15 protein-coding genes are annotated in these 15269 nt (G+C 72.9%); 8 read left to right on the forward strand and 7 right to left on the reverse strand.

Going from position 1 to position 15269, the window contains the following annotated elements; all coding sequences use genetic code 11:
• Positions 1–42 precede the first annotated feature (42 nt).
• A complete protein-coding gene (locus ACZ6QQ_RS13040; RefSeq protein ID WP_465876179.1) occupies positions 43–477 on the forward strand; it encodes a winged helix-turn-helix transcriptional regulator in 435 nt (144 codons plus the stop codon).
• 20 nt (positions 478–497) lie between these two features.
• Here the strand turns inward: ACZ6QQ_RS13040 and ACZ6QQ_RS13045 are convergent, their stop codons facing one another.
• From ACZ6QQ_RS13045 to ACZ6QQ_RS13055, 3 genes are all read right to left on the reverse strand, one after another.
• Complete coding sequence (locus ACZ6QQ_RS13045; protein WP_465876180.1) at positions 498–1616, reverse strand: RICIN domain-containing protein; 1119 nt, start codon at positions 1614–1616, stop codon at positions 498–500.
• A gap of 36 nt (positions 1617–1652) precedes the next feature.
• Positions 1653–2579 carry a lytic polysaccharide monooxygenase auxiliary activity family 9 protein gene (locus ACZ6QQ_RS13050; RefSeq protein WP_465876181.1) on the reverse strand — a complete coding sequence of 309 codons (927 nt, stop codon included), beginning with the start codon at positions 2577–2579 and terminating at the stop codon, positions 1653–1655.
• Between the two features lie 102 nt (positions 2580–2681).
• On the reverse strand, positions 2682–3668 hold the full coding sequence (locus ACZ6QQ_RS13055) for a LacI family DNA-binding transcriptional regulator (protein WP_465876182.1): 987 nt from the start codon (positions 3666–3668) through the stop codon (positions 2682–2684).
• A 155-nt stretch (positions 3669–3823) separates the two neighbouring features.
• On the opposite strand from ACZ6QQ_RS13055, the gene ACZ6QQ_RS13060 reads away from it, so the two are divergent.
• The 7 genes from ACZ6QQ_RS13060 (at position 3824) to ACZ6QQ_RS13090 (ending at position 12197) form a co-directional block, all read left to right on the forward strand.
• Entirely contained in the window at positions 3824–5092 is a 1269-nt protein-coding gene (locus ACZ6QQ_RS13060; RefSeq protein WP_465876183.1) for an MFS transporter, read from the forward strand.
• A 186-nt stretch (positions 5093–5278) separates the two neighbouring features.
• Entirely contained in the window at positions 5279–7531 is a 2253-nt protein-coding gene (locus ACZ6QQ_RS13065; RefSeq protein ID WP_465876184.1) for an ATP-binding protein, read from the forward strand.
• A 158-nt stretch (positions 7532–7689) separates the two neighbouring features.
• Positions 7690–8526: an alpha/beta fold hydrolase gene (locus ACZ6QQ_RS13070; RefSeq protein WP_465876186.1), complete on the forward strand. Its 837-nt coding sequence runs from the start codon at positions 7690–7692 to the stop codon at positions 8524–8526.
• Between the two features lie 110 nt (positions 8527–8636).
• Positions 8637–9464 (forward strand): alpha/beta fold hydrolase, encoded by an 828-nt coding sequence (locus ACZ6QQ_RS13075; protein ID WP_465876187.1) that lies wholly within the window; start codon positions 8637–8639, stop codon positions 9462–9464.
• 19 nt (positions 9465–9483) lie between these two features.
• Positions 9484–10389 carry an alpha/beta fold hydrolase gene (locus ACZ6QQ_RS13080; RefSeq protein ID WP_465876189.1) on the forward strand — a complete coding sequence of 302 codons (906 nt, stop codon included), beginning with the start codon at positions 9484–9486 and terminating at the stop codon, positions 10387–10389.
• Between the two features lie 67 nt (positions 10390–10456).
• Positions 10457–11281, forward strand: a complete 825-nt coding sequence (locus ACZ6QQ_RS13085) for an alpha/beta hydrolase (RefSeq protein WP_465876190.1) — start codon at positions 10457–10459, stop codon at positions 11279–11281.
• 73 nt (positions 11282–11354) lie between these two features.
• Complete coding sequence (locus ACZ6QQ_RS13090) at positions 11355–12197, forward strand: alpha/beta fold hydrolase (RefSeq protein ID WP_465876192.1); 843 nt, start codon at positions 11355–11357, stop codon at positions 12195–12197.
• A 143-nt stretch (positions 12198–12340) separates the two neighbouring features.
• On the opposite strand, the gene ACZ6QQ_RS13095 is transcribed toward ACZ6QQ_RS13090, so the two are convergent.
• From ACZ6QQ_RS13095 to ACZ6QQ_RS13110, 4 genes are all read right to left on the reverse strand, one after another.
• Positions 12341–12754, reverse strand: coding sequence for a type II toxin-antitoxin system Phd/YefM family antitoxin (locus ACZ6QQ_RS13095; protein WP_465876193.1), 414 nt, complete (start codon positions 12752–12754; stop codon positions 12341–12343).
• 117 nt (positions 12755–12871) lie between these two features.
• Positions 12872–13528 carry an acVLRF1 family peptidyl-tRNA hydrolase gene (locus tag ACZ6QQ_RS13100; RefSeq protein WP_465876194.1) on the reverse strand — a complete coding sequence of 219 codons (657 nt, stop codon included), beginning with the start codon at positions 13526–13528 and terminating at the stop codon, positions 12872–12874.
• Between the two features lie 267 nt (positions 13529–13795).
• Positions 13796–14287 (reverse strand): amphi-Trp domain-containing protein, encoded by a 492-nt coding sequence (locus tag ACZ6QQ_RS13105; RefSeq protein WP_465876196.1) that lies wholly within the window; start codon positions 14285–14287, stop codon positions 13796–13798.
• An 87-nt stretch (positions 14288–14374) separates the two neighbouring features.
• Positions 14375–15253, reverse strand: coding sequence for an alpha/beta fold hydrolase (locus ACZ6QQ_RS13110; protein ID WP_465876198.1), 879 nt, complete (start codon positions 15251–15253; stop codon positions 14375–14377).
• Positions 15254–15269 lie beyond the last annotated feature (16 nt).

Here is a 15269-nt window from a genome sequence, read left to right on the forward strand (position 1 = left end):
TCAGAGTCACCCGGTTACTGCGGGGATACCACCGACCACGACATGATCCAGTGGGACACCCGAGCGGACTGCGAGGTCCGGCAGATCCTCGACCGGATCGCGGACAAGTGGTCGCTGCTGGTCATCACCCTGCTCGACCGGCGCAGCCTGCGCTTCACCGAGCTGCGCCGGGCGATCGACGGGGTCAGCCAACGGATGCTCACCCGTACGCTGCGCCACCTGGAACGCGACGGCCTGGTCACCCGTACGGTGCACGCCACGGTGCCGCCCCGGGTCGACTACGCGCTCACCCCGCTGGGCTCGACCCTGCACGAGACCATCCGCGCGCTGGTCACCTGGACCGAGGGGCACCAGAACGAGATCGCCGCCGCCCGATCCGCGTACGACGCCCGCGAGCTGGTCCAGCAGGAGGAGGCGGAACGGGAAGCCGCCCGGCGGGACGCCATCGCCCGGGAGGTCCTCACCGGGCAGCGGTGATGACGGCCACCGGTCCCGGATCAGGGGGCCGGTGAGCCGCTACCGCCCGGCACGGGCGTCGAGGGAAGCGACTCGATCACGAACTGCTGCTCGACCGCACCGGTGCAGGGCTCCCGGCGCAGCTCGGGCCCCACGTCCGGACCGCTCTGGGGAAAGCCGAGGCAGAGATCGGTGTAGGCGGGCCGGATCCGGTACCCGCCCCGGACCGGCAGGTCGACCGGCTCGATCCGGAACAGCTGGGCGGAACGGTCCTCCAGGCAGTCGCTCCAGGGTTCGAGCATGTCCGCCACCACCCCCGCGTCGAGCAGGGTCAGGCAACCCGGGCCGTGTTCGGGATGGTCCCAGATGATGAAGTAGTGCCGCTCGTCGACCTGTCGCAGCGAGGTCTGCGGGGGCTCGGCCCCGACGCAGGAACGTTTGACCGCGACCGGCTTCTCGGACCGGCCGGTGTGCTCACGGCCCTCGCTGACGCAGAGTTCCGGCTCGGCGGCGGGGTGGATGCGTACCGATCCCGTCCCCGCGGTCCGTCCCGGCGAACCGCCGGTCCGTGGGCTGTCCGGCGCGGACGCGGAGTCGCCGGGCCAGGACGGGTCGGCCCGCTCCATCCGGGACACCAGCCAGGTCCCGACGACGATCGCGCCGACCACCGCGAGGGTGGTCAGCAGCACCAGCGGACGTGCCCAGGTCGACGCGGCACCGGCCGGCACCTGTGCCGGCGCCCTCGACACCGTCTCGTCCCCAGGCACCGACGGTGCCGCCGGCACGGGCACGGCCGGCGGCGGTGGCAGGGACGCGGGCGGCGGTGACACGGGCACGGCCGGAGCGGGCGTGACCGGCGGTGGCGGCGGGCTTGCGGAGGCGATCCGGTCCCGGGCGGTCAGCCAGGCGTCGACCTCCGCCGGGCCGGCACCGCAGGCCCGGACGAAAGCGGCGACCACCTCCGCGCGTGGCAACGTCTGCCGGCGCATGGCGTCGGCGATCGTGCTGCGCGGCAGGACGTCACCGGCACTGGTCGCCCGCTCCTCAAGCTGCCGGTAGGTACACCCGGACCGCTCCTTCATCTGCTGGAGGAGGGCCATGAACTCGGCCGGACCGTCAGCCCGGCCCGGCGACGGAACATGCGCATCCACACCCGGCACGCATTGATCCTAGTAAGACACCGCGAACCGTCCCAATCACGTACCGAGGCGCCGACGGCGGTCGGTGGTCCGGGACCGCAGCCGCAGCCCGAGCGGGACGAGCACCACGGCGGCGAGCAGGACACCGCCCAGCCCGAGCCAGAGCGGCCAGCCCCGGTCAGCGGCGACGGCGGCGGTCGGACGGGTGCCGGTCGGGTCGGTGGACGACCCGATGCCGGAGACGGCCGCCGCGCCGGGCGCCCCGGACGCGGGCGCACCGCTGCCGGTGGACGCGCCACCGGCGGGCCGGGCAGCGCCGGTCGCCGGTCGGGTGCTCGCCGGTGCCGAGCCGCCCCCGAAGATGACGTCGGAGCACGAGTAGTAGGTGTCCGGAGTGGACGAGTTCTGCCAGATCGCGAAGATGACATGCCGGCCGGAGAGCCCCGCCGGCAACCGCCCGCGCATCCGGTAGGCACCATCGGCCCGCGCCGGGTCGGTGGCCGTCAAGAACGGTCGCTCGCCCAGATCGGACCAGGTCAGCGGTTGGGTCGGGTCGTAACCGTCGTCGGTGACATACCACCGGAAGGTGCCCTCGTGCGGGATCGTGGTCCGGTAGGTGAAGGTGAACTCGGCCCCCGCTTCGAGCCTCGTCGCCGGCCAGTCCGCCCGCGCCAGGTCCAGCCCCGCGTAGGCGGCGACGCCACCGCTGCACAACCTGCCGTCGGGGATCTTCTCCCGGTCCCGCCCGGCCACCCCGGCGACCCGTACGTTGTCCCACTGGGCCACGACGGCACCGGCGGCGACCGCGGCCCGGCACGCCGCCGAGCCGTTGGTCCGGGGCGCGTCCGGGCCGCAGGCCACCGCCCGGCTGACCGGGCTGCCCGGCGCGCCGTGCGCCAGCGCCGGCCCGGCGGCCAGGCCGGACAGCAGCGTCGTGATCCCGGCTACGGCAACGTGGACGAAGAGCTTTCGACGTACGGTCATCCTGGTCGACCTCCCGCCCGGGAGGTACGGAAACCGGCGGCGAAAGGTTCGATCGGAGACCGTGGCACCGGCCGGTGGACCGTGCGGGGCCGGCGCCGAGTCTCAGGCGCTCGCCCGACGGACCAGGGTCGAGGGGAACACCGCCGCCGGGGGCATCCGTGACCCGCCGAGGACGGCGCTCGCCGCCGCCGAGACGATCTCGCCCACCGGGTGACTGGCCGTGGTCAGCGCGGGAGCGCTCAGCTCGGCGAACGGGATGTCGTCGAATCCGGCCACCGCGATGTCGTCCGGCACCCGGTGACCGGTCTCGCGCAGGACGGCGATCGCGCCGAGGGCGGTGGCGTCGTTGATCGCGAAGACCGCGTCCGTGTCCGGCCAGCGGCGCAGCACCGTACGCATCCCCCGCTGACCACCGGCGGCGGAGAAGTCCCCGGCGACGAGGCGGACCGGCAGCCCGGCCGAGCGCACCAGATCCTGGTACGCCTTGACCGAACGCCAGGAGCAGGGCAGCCACGGCGGACCGGTGACCATGGCGATCCGACGCCGCCCGCTCTGGTAGAGGTGGTGCACCATGGCGCGGGCGGCACCGCCGTTGTCGACGTCGAAGGACGGCACCCGCCGGGAGCCGATGCCGATCGAGACGACCCGCCCGTTCAGCCCCGCCGGCATTCCTGCCAGGGTCGCCTCGGTCGTGTTGAACAGCACCACCCCGCGCACGCTGCGGTCCTCGGCGAGCCGGTCCAGCCGGGGCGCCCGGCGGGGCAGCCACTCCAGGGACACTCCGACGCCGTACCGGGCGCCGGTCTCGGCGGCGGCGGCGAGCGCCCGGTCGACGTACGGGTCGTCGAGCACCCGGGCGGTGGTGCCGACGAACGCGACGACGAGCCGGAAACCCCCACCGCCCGCCAGCGACCTGGCCACCTGGTCCGGTTGGTAGCCGAGTTGGCGGGCCGCGGCCCGGACCCGGTCCTGCGTCGCCGGTGACGCCGGCCCGGTCCGGGAGATGACCCGGGAGGCGGTCGCTCGGGACACGCCCGCAGCCTTCGCCACGTCCTCCAGCCTGATCTGTCGTGCCGGCCGCACCGTCATGTCTACCTCCGCTCACAGCCTTCCCGGAGGCTGGCACGAGGGTGCCGGCCGGCCCGGTTCTCGGGGAATACGCCCAGGTTACTCTTGCGATGAGAGCGCTCTCAGGGGTGCGATCTTCTGTGCGCCGGCCACCCCGGCGCGGAAGGAGTACGTCCGTGAGCCCGACCGAGGCCAGTCCCGCCGACCCGATCACCCCACCCGTGGCGCCGCCGTCACGGCAGGTCCTCGCCGCCCGTACCGCCGTCGCCTTCGTCTTCGCCCTCAACGGGCTGGCCGTCGCGTCGTGGTTCTCCCGGGTGCCGGCCGCCCGCGAGGGGCTCGGCCTCACCGCCGGGCAACTGGGACTGCTGCTGCTCGCGATGTCCTTCGGCGCGATCCTGGCGATGGTGACCGCCGGAGCCGTGGTGCACCGGGCGGGCTCACCGCGTACGGTCGCCGGCTCCACCGCGCTGGTCGCGGTCGGCCTGGTGGTGGTCGGCGTCGGCGTCGGCGGCTGGTCCTCGGTCCCGGTCGTGGCCCTCGGTCTCGCCGCGATCGGCTACGGCTCCGGCCTGACCGACGTGGCGATGAACGTCGAGGCCGCACTGGTCGAACGGCGGCTCGGGCGGACCATCATGCCCCGCTTCCACGCCGCCTGGAGCCTGGGCACCGTCACCGGCGCCGGGCTCGGTGCCGCCAGCGCCCACGCCGGTTTCCCCGTCCTCGCCCACCTGACCCTGGTCGCCGCCCTCGTCCTGGCCGGCACGCTGATCGCGGTCCGCTCCTTCCTGACCGCGCGAACCGGAGCCGACGCCGCCCGGACCGACGAGGCGGCCACCACCGGCCACAGCCGCGACAGCGGTGTCCTGCGGGCCTGGCGCGAGCCCCGTACGCTGCTCGTCGGCCTGCTAGTGCTGATCATGGCCTTCACCGAGGGGACCGCCAACGACTGGGTCGCGGTGGCCTTCATCGACGGGCACGCGGTGAGCGAGGCGGCCGGCGCGGCCGTGTTCGGCATCTTCGTCGCCGCGATGACCCTCGGGCGGACCACCGGCACGATCGCCCTCGACCGGTGGGGCCGGGTCCCGGTGCTGCTCGCCACGATCGGGCTGGCCGTGCTCGGCGTACTGATCGCGGTCTTCGCCACCTCCGCACCGGTCGCCCTGGCCGGGGTCGCACTCTGGGGGCTGGGCGCCTCACTCGGCTTCCCGGTCGGGATGAGCGCCGCCGCCGACGACGAGGACCGGGCACCCGCGCGGGTCAGCGTGGTGGCGACGATCGGCTACACCGCGTTCCTCGCCGGGCCGCCCGTCGTCGGCCTGCTCGGCGACCACGTCGGCACCCTGAAGGCGCTGCTGGTCGTGCCGATCCTGCTGGTGCCGGCACTCGCTCTGGTGCCGGCGGCCCGCAAACCGGCCGACCCGCCGACCTCCACCCCCGGCTGACCCCGGCCGGATCCCGCCCCGCTCCCACCCCGCCCGCGCGGCGACGGCTGTCGATCTCCCCGGCCGGAGCAGCCACCGGATCGGCCGAAAACCGGAAGCGACGGTTCACATTTCTTTGCTAGGAAGGGCACATCCACCGGTGCGACGTCGCCGCACCGGTGGTTTCGCACAGCCAGGGGAGGCGTGGTGACCGAACCGTCTTTCGGGCCGCAGCTACGAACGTTACGACGCTCGGCGGGGATGACCCTGGAGGAGCTGGCCGAGTCGTCCGGGGTGAGCGCACGGGCGATCAGCGACATGGAACGCGGGCACAGCCGGGCACCCCAGGCCCGTACGCTGACCGCGCTCGCCGACGCGCTCGGCCTCACCGACACCGACCGCGCGGAACTCGTCGCGGCAGCCCGGTCCGGTCGCACCCGCAGCACCAGCGGCCTACCCGGCCCCTGCGAACTGCCCCGCGCGGTCGGCGACTTCGCCGGCCGACGGACCGAACTCGACCTGCTGCGCCAGCACGCCGGATCGGCGTCGGCCGACCAACCCACCCCGGTCGCACTGGTGCACGGCGCGGCCGGCCTCGGCAAGACCGCGCTCGCCGTACGGGCCGCCGAGGACCTGCGGCCCCACTTCCCCGACGGCCAGTTCTATGTGGACCTGCGCGGCGCGCACCCCACCCCGCTCGCCGTCGGAGAGGCGCTGACCCGGCTGCTGAAGGCGCTCGGGCTCAACTCGCGGCGGGTGGCCGACAACGACGACGAACGGGCCAGCCAGCTCCGCGCGCTGCTGCGTGAACGGTCCTGCCTGCTGGTGCTGGACAACGCCGCACACGAGGCGCAACTGCGCCCGCTGCTGCCGGCCACCGGACCCGGCATGGCCCTGGTGACCAGCCGGCGGACCCTGGGCGGCCTGGAGGGGGTGCACCGGATCCCACTGGGGCCACTGGCGCCGGCCGAGTCCGCCGGGCTGCTCCGGACCATCGCCGGGCCGGCGTCCGCCCGCGCCGGGGACGAGGACGTCGACAAGGTCGCCCGGCTCTGCGGAAACCTGCCGCTGGCACTGCGGATCGCCGGGACCCGGCTCGCCAGCCGACCCGGCTGGACGATGGCCCACCTCGCCGACCGGCTCTCCGACGCCGACCGGCGGCTGGCCAACCTGAGCATCGGCGACCTGGCGGTGGAGGCGGCGTTCGCGCTGTCGTACGCGCAACTGTCCGAGCCGACCCGGACGATGTTCCGCCGGCTCGCCCACGTACCCGGGCCGGACTTCGGCGTACCGCTGGCGGCGGTGCTGACCCAGAGCAGCCTCTTCGCCGCCGAGGACGAGATCGACCAGTTGGTCGAACTCGGACTGCTCCAGGCCGACGGCACCGACCGCTACCGGTTCCACGACCTGATCCGGCTCTTCGCCGGGCAACGGCTGCGGGCCGAGGAACCGGCGGACACCCGCGCGACGACCGAGGACCGGATGGTCGACTGGCTGCTGGACACCGCGATCGTCGCCGGGCGCTGGTTCGAACCGGCGTACGGCGCACCACCGGCCGACTGGCAGGGCCTGATCCCACTCGCCACCGCCGACGAGGCGCAGCGCTGGCTCCAGGCCGAGAGCGACAACTGGTTCGCCGCGCTGCGCGCCGCTGCCACCGAGGGCCAGCACCAGCGGGTCGTCGACGTCGCGGAGGCGATGCACTGGTACTCCGACCGGGCGATCAGTTGGCGACACTGGAGCGACGTCTACGGGTTGTCCCGGGCCGCTGCGGCCAAGCTGCCGGACCGGCATCAGGAGATCACCCACCTCAACTACCTGGCCTGGGCGATCGTCGTCTGCGAGGGGCAGTACGAGGACAGCGCCGCGAAGGCGATGGAGGCGTACCGGTTGGCCTGCGAACTCGGCGACGTCCGGGAACAGTCGGCGGCGCTGTTCTACGCCGGCCAGGCCTGGCGGCTCGGCGGGAACTCGGTGAAGGCCCTCTGGGCGTGGTGCCTGTCGCAGGAACTCGCCGACGACATCGGCGACCACGACGGGTACGTGCAGATCTTCCAGGGCATCGGCAGCGCCCTGAGCGACATCGGCATGTACGACGAGGCGATCGAACAGTTCCGGTCCACGCTGCGGGAGGTGGAACTACGCCCCGTCGGCGCCGCCCCCGCACAGGTCGCGACCGCCAGCGCCAGGGTCTACCTGGCCGAGACGCTGTGCGAGGCGGCCCGGTGGCGGGAGGCGCTCACCGAGGCCGAGGCGGCCATGCCCCTGCTGGTCGAGTTCGGTGAACTCGGGCTGCTCGGTCACGGGCACCTGGTGCTCGGGCGGGCACACGCCGCCCTCGGCGCCCGGACCGAGGCCCACGACCAGCTCACCCGCGCCCTCGGACTGCTGGAGGACGCGGTGTCCCGGCCCGTCCTGGTCGACCAGGCGCGGGCCGAACTGGCGGCCCTCGCCGCCTGACCGACGCCCGTCCCGTACGGACACGCAGAGCCAGTTCTGCATGTTGTTCTGCATGGTCCGGGTCCCGCGCCGCTGGTTGCATATGGGTACGAGCTGAACGGCACTCCGGAAACGGAGCACCGGACAGCACCACCCACAGCGGCAACGGAGGCGGTGACATGGCCACGCTGGTCGTCGGTACGGAACACACCGCATCCGTCGAACTGCACTACGAGGACCACGGCGACGACCGGCCGCTGGTCCTGGTGCCGGGCTGGCCGTGGGGCGAGGCCTGCTGGGAACCGCAGGTGCCCGCGCTGGTCGCCGCCGGCTACCGGACCATCACCTACGACCGGCGCGGCTCCGGCCGCTCCGGTCGGCCCTGGGACGGGTACGACTACGACACCCTCGCCGCCGACCTGTACGGCCTCATCACCAAGCTCGACCTGCACGACGTGACCCTCGTCGGCACCGCGATGGGCACCGGGGAGATCACCCGGCTGCTGGCCCGTCACGACGACGGACGGGTCACCCGGGCGGTCTTCGTCAGCACCGTCACCCCGTACCTCTACCGGTCCTACGACAACCCCGACGGGGCGCTCGACGACGCGGCGATCGCCCGACTGGTCGACGGCGTACGCGCCGACCGGCCGGCGGCACTGGACCGCTTCGCCACCGACGCGTTCCGCACCGACGAGCAGACGACGCTGCTGAGCGAGGCACGCCGGGCGTACCTGCTGGCGATCGCGGCGGCGGCCACCCCGAAGGGCACCTCGGACACCATCAACACGTTCGCCCGCACCGACCTGCGTACGGATCTGCGCCGCATCGGCGTACCGGTGCTGGTCGTCCACGGCGGTGCCGACGCGGTCCTGCCGCTGGCGGCGACCGGTCAACCCACCCACGACGCGATCTCCGGCAGCCGCCTGGTCGTCCTCGACCCGGCGCCGCACGCCCTCACCCTGACCCACCCGGCGCTGTTCAACCGGGTCCTCCTGGACTTCCTCCGGGAATAACCGACCGATCCCGCACCCCGATCCACGCGCCGGTACGGCTCGTGGAGCGACCCCGCACACCCGAAACACGGCCGGCACCCGGCCAGGCCGTGCTACCCGAAAGGACCATCATGTCCATCTTTGCTTCCCGCCGTTCGGTGCTCGTCGGCACCGCCGCCGTGGCCACCGCCGCCCTCGCCGCGATGCCCGCCGCCTCGGCCTCGGCCACCCACCGGGACAAGCCCAAGCCGACCGTGGTGCTGGTGCACGGCGCGTTCGCCGACGCCTCCGGCTGGAACGAGGTCATCCGCAGGCTCCAGCGCGAGGACTACCCGGTCCTGGCCCCGGCCAACCCGCTGCGCGGCGTCAACCCGGACTCCGAGTACCTGCGTTCCATCCTGGCCACCGTCCCCGGCCCGATCGTCCTGGTCGGCCACTCCTACGGCGGCGTCATCATCAGCAACGCCGCCACCGGCAACCCCAACGTCAAGGCCCTGGTGTACGTCGCCGCGTTCGCCCCGGACCAGGGCGAGACCGTGATCGAGCTGCAGACCAAGTTCCCCGGCACCAAGCTCGGCCTCGACTCGCTGGACTTCCGCCCGTACACGACGCCGGACGGCACCACGAGCGTCGACGGCTACGTCAAGCCGGCCCTGTTCCGCGACATCTTCGCCGGTGACCTGCCCCGCTCGACCACCGACATCATGGCCGCCACCCAGCGCCCCGGCGAGGGCCACAGCCTGGAGCAGGCGTCCGGTGTCGCGGCCTGGAAGACCATCCCCACCTGGTACCTCGTCGCCCGCAACGACAACCTCATCCCGGCCGCCGCCCAGCGCTTCATGGCCGACCGCGCCAACGCCCGCACCGTCGAGGTACGCGCCTCGCACGTCGCCATGATGTCGCAGCCCGAGGCGACCGCCGACCTCATCCAGGCCGCCGCCCGCACCACCACCCGCTGATCCGACAGTCCCCGCTCCGGTGGCCGCCGCCCGCCGACCCGGAAATCCGGCGGCGGCCCCCAACTCCCCCGTTCTCCCGAAAGGAACAACAGCGATGAGCTTCGTCACCACCTCCGACGGCACGCAGATCTTCTACAAGGACTGGGGCACCGGTCGCCCGGTCGTCCTCTCCCACGGCTGGCCGCTCAACTCCGACAGCTGGGAGGCACAGGCACTCTTCCTGGCCGCGAACGGCTACCGGGTCATCGCCCACGACCGGCGCGGACACGGCCGGTCCACCCAGACCTGGCACGGCAACGAGATGGACACGTACGCCGACGACCTGGCCACCCTGATCGACAGCCTCGACCTGCGCGACGCCACCCTGATCGGCTTCTCCACCGGCGGTGGCGAGGTCGCCCGCTACATCGGCCGGCACGGCACGAGCCGGGTCGCCCAGGCGGTGCTCGTCTCCGCCGTACCGCCGTTCATGCTCCGGACCGAGGACAACCCGGGCGGGGTGCCGATCGAGGTCTTCGACGGCATCCGCGCCGGCTCCCTCGCCGACCGGTCCCAGCTCTACAAGGACCTCGCCGACGGACCCTTCTTCGGCAACAACCGCCCCGGCGCGAACGTCTCGCAGGGCATCCGGGACGCGTTCTGGCGCCAGAGTTTGCAGGCCGGGCACCGCAACGCCCTGGAGTGCGTCGCCGCGTTCTCCGCCACCGACTTCCGCCCCGACCTCGACGCCTTCGACGTGCCGACCCTCGTCATCCACGGCGACGACGACCAGGTCGTCCCGTTCGAGGTCGGCGGCAAGGCGTCGGCGGAACGGATCAAGGGCGCCGAACTCATCGTCTACCCCGGTGCGCCGCACGGCATCACCGACACCCACAAGGAACAGCTCGGTGCCGACCTGCTCGCCTTCCTCAAGACCTTCAACTGACCCGCCGGTCGGCAGGCACCGGCGCGACGACCACCCCGACCCCGCACCACGAGACGAGGAGCACGTCATGACCTCCGCGCCCGACACCATCGTCCTGATCCACGGCTTCTGGGTGACCCCGCGCTCCTGGGAGCACTGGAAGACCCACTACGAGAACAAGGGCTACCGGGTGCTCACGCCCGCGTACCCCGGCTACGAGGTCGAGGTCGAGGCCCTGAACGCCGACCCCACCCCGATCACCAAGGTCACCATCCCGCAGATCATCGAGCACATCGAATCGATCATCAAGGAGCTGGACCGGCCGCCGATCCTGATCGGCCACTCGGCCGGCGGGGCGTTCACCCAGATCCTGCTCGACCACGGGTACGGCGCCGCCGGTGTCGCGATCAACTCCGCGCCGACCGAGGGCGTCAAGCTCCTGCCGCTGACCCAGGCGAAGTCCACCTTCCCGGTGTTCAGCAGCCCGGCCAACCGGCACAAGGCCATCGGCTTCACCCACGAACAGTGGCACTACGCCTTCACGAACACCTTCGACGAGGAGACCTCCCGCGCCCTCTACGAGCGCTACCACATCCCGGCGGCCGGCTCGATCCTCTGGGGCAGCGTGCTGGCGAACCTCCAGCCCGGCCACCAGGACGCCTGGGTCGACTACCACAACAACAACCGGGCGCCGCTGCTGTTCATCTCCGGCGAGAAGGACCACCTGATGCCGCCGTCGATCCAGCGGTCTAACGCCAAGCACTACAGGTCGGACACCATCACCGAGGTCACCGAGTTCCCCGGTCGGGCCCACCTGCTCCCCGCCCAGGAAGGCTGGGAGGAGATCGCCGACTACGCCCTGGACTGGGCGGTCAAGCACGCCGGCCAGAGCGGACCGGCAGTGGCCCGCTGAACCAGCATCCGGTGGTCGCCTCCCTGGTCAGGGGGCGACCACCGGCGCGTACGCGGGGACTAGAGTCTGGCCCATGGTGACCCGGCGGGAGATACGGCTCGACGACGGCCGGCTGGTGCAGGTGTACGACAGCGGGGACGAGAACACCGCGTTCACGGTGCTCTGGCACCACGGCTCACCGCAGACCGGCGCCCCGCTCGCACCGCACCTCTCCGCCGCCCGCGTACGCGGCATCCGGCTGTTGTCGTACGGCCGCCCCGGTTACGGCGGATCGAGCCCCCACCCCGGCCGGGACGTGGCGTCCGCGGCGACCGACGTCGCGCGGATCGTCGACACGCTGGGGGTGGGACGGTTCGCGGTGATGGGTGCGTCCGGCGGTGGCCCGCACGCCCTCGCCTGCGCCGCACTGCTGCCCGACCGGGTGACCGGCGTGGTCTGCCTGGCCGGTCTGGCCCCGTTCACCGAAGACTTCGACTGGTACGCCGGCATGGTCTCCGCCGGTGGGTTGCGGGCCGCCGCCACCGGACGCGAGACACGGGAGCGCTATGCGGAGACCGACGAGTTCGACGAGAACAGTTTCACGTCGGCGGACTGGGCGGCGCTGGCCGGCACCTGGGCGTCGTTGGGTGCCGACGCGCAGCGGGCGGGCGCCGAGGGACCGGACGGGCTGATCGCCGACGACCTGGCCTTCGTCGCCCCCTGGGGGTTCGAGCTGACCCGGATCGGCGTGCCGGCCCTCTTCGTGCAGGGCGGGCAGGACCGGGTCGTGCCGCCGACCCACGCCGACTGGCTGGTCCGCACCTGCCCGTCGGCCGAACTCTGGCTGCGTCCCCGCGACGGCCACGTCTCGATCCTCGACGCCAGCGCCGTCGCCATGGACTGGTTACGCGCCGCCGCCGCCGCCGAGCGACCGTAACCCGGTGCCCGACCCCACGCCCGGACCTGGCACGGACGTGGTTCAGCCGCCGTCGCCCGGAGTTCGCCGACCCGATCGCGATCGGCTTCCGGAGTTCGCCGACCCGATCGCGGTCGGGTCAGTTGCGGAGCAGGTCGGACGGGTCAGTTGCGGAGCAGGTCGGCGTGGGCGCCGCGCAGCCGGGTGAGGACCGGGTCGCTGCCGGGCGTGACCCGGCGGTCGAGCTCGGCCCAGACCTCGGCGAGCGCGTCGGTGACCGCACGCAACTCGGCCGCGTGCCGACGGGCACCCTGCCGGTGCAGTTCGTCGAGCCGGCGGGCCCAACCCGCCGACACCTCGGCGACCCGGTCGGCGTCGGCGCGGGCCTGCGCCAGTGACCGGGCGGCGGACGCCGGCACGATCGCGGCGACCGGCCGGGGGTCACCGTCGCGGGTGACCACCGTGACCGTGTCGGTCAGCTCGGCCAGGGCGACGAGCTGGGTCAGTCGGGTGCGAGCCTCGCGCAGCGGCAGGACGCGCGTCTGGTCGATGCCGGGATCCAGGGCGGGAGCAGCCATGCGCCCATGCTGCCGGTCGGGTACGACACTCCCACCGACCCGACCGACCACAGTGGCGCGTCGCCCCGCCCGAACCCGCCGGGTACTGCGACCCGCCGCACCATCGGTCCCCGACGCTCACGGCACCAGATGGATGCAGATCTTCCTGGCGGTCACCGCCGCGTCCTCAAGCACGGCCAACCTCGGCTCGGCGGATTCGAGCAGGCGTGGATGTCGCAGTGCCGCCAGCGGCGACAGCCGCCGGTCGGCCAGCACGATGTCGAGCATCGACCGGTCACCGCCGCAGACCAGAGCCCGGATCTCGGCGTGCGGATCGGCGGGCACCCCCGGCGCGTAGGGCAGCAGGACCCGGGCGGCGATGTCGGCGGCCCGCTGGGCGGCGGCCTGGGCCTGGTTCGCGCGGCGCCGGGCGTAGCGCTGCTGGGACGTGCCACCGGCCGCGGTACGCCCCTGCACGTAGAAGCGCTCGACCTTGGAGACGGTCACCCGCGTACCGTCGGCGATGCCGGTGGCGATCGCGCCCTTGCGTACCAGCAGCACGGCGATCCTCGGCGGTCGGATGACCTCCGCGAGCAGCGCGTCGAGGTCGGGCACGGCGGCGAGACCCGGCGGCGGGTGCAGGGTGGCGGTGTCGCCGTTGCTCGCCCCGGTCAGCACCAGCCCGTCCTCGGTGGCGCCGTCGTGCCGGCCGTAGAAGCCGTCGAGCCAACCCCGGATCCGTTCCGGCGAGATCTCCACCCACCGGCCACCACCTGCGGCGGGCCGCGCCTTCATCCGAAGCCCCCTCTTTTCGGGACCGGTCGGCCGCCCCTGTCCCCCGCCGTGACGGTCACGTTCCGGCTGAAGTCTGGCAGAACCCGGCCGGGGAGGGCAGGTCCTGTCCCGATTCCGGATCGTGGCCGATCGGGAACGGAGATCAACCCGGTTCACCGGCGGGTGGGGCCCCGATCGACAGAAGCCATGTCCGTGGCCGGGACATGGCTTCTGTCGTGCCGGCGGCGGCAGCCCGGTTCGCTCGGGCCGCCGCTCGCCGTGCGACCGCTATCCGGCGGCGGTGGGCTTGACCTCGGCGGACTCCGCCTCCGTCGACTCGGCCTCGGTCGGCTCGGCGTGCGCGGGCTCAGCCTCCGTCGACTCGGCTCCCGTCCCACTCTCCGTCGACCCAGCCGCTGCCGGCTCGGCCTCGGTTTCCGACGTGGTCTCGGTCTCCGCCGTAGCCTCCGGCGTGGCCGGGCTCTCCTCGCTCTCCTCTTCGTCTTCCTCGCCGTCGGTCTCCGCCTCGTCCGAATCGGTTGCCGATCCGGCCGCCTCGACACCGGTCCAGGAGAACTCGATCTCGACCGAGAATTCCCCGTCGCCCTCGCGCTCGATCTCCAGTTCGCACCGCACCTGGTCGGCGACCGTCACCGATCCGGCGGCGCCGTAGAAGAGCTGTCCGCCGGACTCCAACTGGCTGGCGACTTGGCGCAGCCACGCGGCCAGGTCGGCCCGCGACACCGTACGGGCGTCCTCGTAGATTTCCATGCCCGACATGCTTTCACTCCATCATGGACCGACGACACACGGGTCCGGCGCCGGAAAAGGCCAGCTCAGCGCGGCGCCCACGGTGCTCCGGGCGGGTTACCCGGCCAGCAGGGAGCGCAGGGTCCCGACCACCTCACCGGGCGCTTCCTCGGCCATGAAGTGACCGCAGGTGACGGTGCGGTGCGCCAGGTTCGGGGCCCACGCCCGCCACAGCGCGGCCGCGTCGAAGCCGAGCGCGCCACCCCAGTCCTGCTGGAGAACGGCCACCGGCATGCGCAGCCGGTTCCCGGCCGTCCGGTCGGCCCGGTCGTGGTCGACGTCGATGCCGGCCGATGCCCGGTAGTCCGCGACGATCGAGGTGACGGCTTCGCGGGACGCCCTCAGGTACGCCGCCCGCACGTCGGCCGGGATCGCCTCAGGATCACGGGTCCAGAGGTCGAGAAAGTAGCCGAAGAAGGCGTCGGCGCTGGCGCTGATCATCTTTTCGGGCAGCCCCGGTGGCTGGGCCATCAGGTAGAGATGGAAACCGACGGCGGCGGTGGTGCCGTGCATGACCCCCCACATGTCCAGGGTCGGCAGCACGTCGAACGAGGCGAGCCGGGTGACCGCGTCGGGGTGGTCGAGGCCGGCGCGGATGGCGACCAGGGCGCCACGGTCGTGTCCGGCCAGGGCGAAGCGGTCGTGGCCCAGCGCCCGGGCGAGGGCCACGACATCGGCGGCCATGGTCCGCTTGGAGTACGTGGTTCCGTCGGTTTCGGCCGGTTTGTCGCTGGCCCCGTAGCCGCGCAGGTCGGGGCAGATGACGGTGTGGTCGGCGGCGAGATCCGCCGCGACGTGCCGCCACATGAGGTGGGTCTGTGGGAAGCCGTGCAGCAACACGATCGGGCTGCCGGAGCCGCCGACGGCGACGTTGAGTGCCACGTTCTCGGCGACGGTGACGCGCTGGTAGTCGAACCCATCGATCCTGGGATCCACGGTGTGCCTTTCCGCT

Source organism: Micromonospora sp. NPDC049529, assembly GCF_055586685.1.

Bases quoted from the DNA above. Each gene is read 5' to 3' on its own strand.
- ACZ6QQ_RS13040 (WP_465876179.1), top strand. From the start codon at position 43: ATGATCCAGTGGGACACCCGAGCGGACTGCGAGGTCCGGCAGATCCTC.
- ACZ6QQ_RS13050 (WP_465876181.1), bottom strand. From the start codon at position 2,579: ATGACCGTACGTCGAAAGCTCTTCGTCCACGTTGCCGTAGCCGGGATC.
- ACZ6QQ_RS13055 (WP_465876182.1), bottom strand. From the start codon at position 3,668: ATGACGGTGCGGCCGGCACGACAGATCAGGCTGGAGGACGTGGCGAAG.
- ACZ6QQ_RS13070 (WP_465876186.1), top strand. From the start codon at position 7,690: ATGGCCACGCTGGTCGTCGGTACGGAACACACCGCATCCGTCGAACTG.
- ACZ6QQ_RS13075 (WP_465876187.1), top strand. From the start codon at position 8,637: ATGTCCATCTTTGCTTCCCGCCGTTCGGTGCTCGTCGGCACCGCCGCC.
- ACZ6QQ_RS13085 (WP_465876190.1), top strand. From the start codon at position 10,457: ATGACCTCCGCGCCCGACACCATCGTCCTGATCCACGGCTTCTGGGTG.
- ACZ6QQ_RS13090 (WP_465876192.1), top strand. From the start codon at position 11,355: ATGGTGACCCGGCGGGAGATACGGCTCGACGACGGCCGGCTGGTGCAG.
- ACZ6QQ_RS13095 (WP_465876193.1), bottom strand. From the start codon at position 12,754: ATGGCTGCTCCCGCCCTGGATCCCGGCATCGACCAGACGCGCGTCCTG.
- ACZ6QQ_RS13100 (WP_465876194.1), bottom strand. From the start codon at position 13,528: ATGAAGGCGCGGCCCGCCGCAGGTGGTGGCCGGTGGGTGGAGATCTCG.
- ACZ6QQ_RS13105 (WP_465876196.1), bottom strand. From the start codon at position 14,287: ATGTCGGGCATGGAAATCTACGAGGACGCCCGTACGGTGTCGCGGGCC.